At 54.2% G+C, this 2,063-nt stretch carries 1 protein-coding gene and 2 rRNA genes; 2 read left to right on the top strand and 1 reads right to left on the bottom strand.

Annotated elements, in window-relative coordinates; genetic code table 11:
* Window positions 1-1,008: ribosomal RNA gene (locus tag DB895_RS14045) — 23S ribosomal RNA — on the top strand; the annotation flags it as partial.
* 134 nt (window positions 1,009-1,142) lie between these two features.
* Window positions 1,143-1,258: ribosomal RNA gene (rrf, locus tag DB895_RS14040) — 5S ribosomal RNA — on the top strand.
* Between the two features lie 190 nt (window positions 1,259-1,448).
* On the opposite strand, the gene DB895_RS14035 is transcribed toward rrf, so the two are convergent.
* The coding region (locus DB895_RS14035; RefSeq protein WP_133242689.1) for a transposase at window positions 1,449-2,063 on the bottom strand (615 nt) is incomplete at its 5' end.

The following is a 2,063-nucleotide window of genomic DNA, read 5'->3' as shown; positions in this document are numbered from 1 at the left end:
GTAAACGGCGGCCGTAACTATAACGGTCCTAAGGTAGCGAAATTCCTTGTCGGGTAAGTTCCGACCTGCACGAATGGCGTAACGATGGCGGCGCTGTCTCCACCCGAGACTCAGTGAAATTGAAATCGCTGTGAAGATGCAGTGTATCCGCGGCTAGACGGAAAGACCCCGTGAACCTTTACTATAGCTTTGCACTGGACTTTGAATTTGCTTGTGTAGGATAGGTGGGAGGCTTTGAAGTGGGGACGCCAGTTCTCATGGAGCCATCCTTGAAATACCACCCTGGCAACTTTGAGGTTCTAACTCAGGTCCGTTATCCGGATCGAGGACAGTGTATGGTGGGTAGTTTGACTGGGGCGGTCTCCTCCCAAAGAGTAACGGAGGAGTACGAAGGTGCGCTCAGACCGGTCGGAAATCGGTCGTAGAGTATAAAGGCAAAAGCGCGCTTGACTGCGAGACACACACGTCGAGCAGGTACGAAAGTAGGTCTTAGTGATCCGGTGGTTCTGTATGGAAGGGCCATCGCTCAACGGATAAAAGGTACTCCGGGGATAACAGGCTGATACCGCCCAAGAGTTCATATCGACGGCGGTGTTTGGCACCTCGATGTCGGCTCATCACATCCTGGGGCTGAAGCCGGTCCCAAGGGTATGGCTGTTCGCCATTTAAAGTGGTACGCGAGCTGGGTTTATAACGTCGTGAGACAGTTCGGTCCCTATCTGCCGTGGACGTTTGAGATTTGAGAGGGGCTGCTCCTAGTACGAGAGGACCGGAGTGGACGAACCTCTGGTGTTCCGGTTGTCACGCCAGTGGCATTGCCGGGTAGCTATGTTCGGAAGAGATAACCGCTGAAAGCATCTAAGCGGGAAACTTGCCTCAAGATGAGATCTCACTGGGATCTTGAATCCCCTAAAGGGCCGTCGAAGACTACGACGTTGATAGGTTGGGTGTGTAAGCGCTGTGAGGCGTTGAGCTAACCAATACTAATTGCCCGTGAGGCTTGACCATATAACACCCAAGCAATTTGCTGACGCAGATTGCGGTGGTGAAGATGATACGAACCGAAAGTTCGCAACGAACCACAAACATCACATATCCGGATTCGCTGGGCTGTCCATCTGGACATTCTGGCTACAGAATTTCTTGACGACCATAGAGCATTGGAACCACCTGATCCCATCCCGAACTCAGCAGTGAAACGATGCATCGCCGATGGTAGTGTGGGGTTTCCCCATGTGAGAGTAGGTCATCGTCAAGATTCATTTCGCAAAACCCCTATCTGCGCATGCAGGTAGGGGTTTTGTCTTTGTGGGCAAAAAATTCAGCCCAGCTCGAATCCCTGTGGGAGCGGGCTTGCCCCGCGAACACGGGCGAAGCCCGTGCCATCCACACGGTGTCTTCTTCGCGGGTAAACCTGCTCCCACCCTGATTTGAGCTGCGCTATGTTTTCATGGCTGCGGTAAGTCATCCCGCCACGGCGTGCCCGATCTGAGCATCGCGTTGAGGCGCACGATGAAGATTCTCATGCAGGCCACAATCGCAACCTTGGCAAGTTTCCCCCGCCCACGCAGCGCTTCATATCGGGCTTTGAGCGTTGGATTATGTTTCACCGCCACCAGGCACGCCATGTACAGCGCACGCCTGACCTCAAATCGGCCTCCTGAAATAAAGCGCTTGCCCACGGACTTTCCGCTGTCGTGATTGAAGGGGGCCACGCCGACCAAAGAGGCTATTTCCCTGGACTCCACATGCCCCAGTTCCGGCAAGAGCGCTACCAGCTTGGTCGCGGTTACCATCCCGATGCCTTTGACTTCGTCCAATTTGGCAATCCGTTCATCGTTGAGCACTGTGGCCTGCTGCTTGATCGCTTGCTCCACCAACTTTATCTGCGAGGCAAAGTGCTGGAGATTGGTGTTCAGGAAAATGGCGACCATCGCTGACTGAGCCTGCTTCAGGCGCCGCCGGTCGTCATCTCGCTGTTGGACTAGGCGATCACGCTGCTGAAGGAGTTCCCGTAACAGGGCCCTTTCAGGGCTTGTCTTCAGGGTTGGCTTATCTGGAAT

Source organism: Flavobacterium psychrotolerans (genome assembly GCF_003097635.1).
In the GTDB taxonomy this organism is placed as follows: Bacteria; Bacteroidota; Bacteroidia; order Flavobacteriales; family Flavobacteriaceae; genus Flavobacterium; species Flavobacterium psychrotolerans.
The sequence above is the reverse complement of the archived record's forward strand: the minus strand, read 5'-3'. Positions and strand labels throughout refer to the sequence as shown.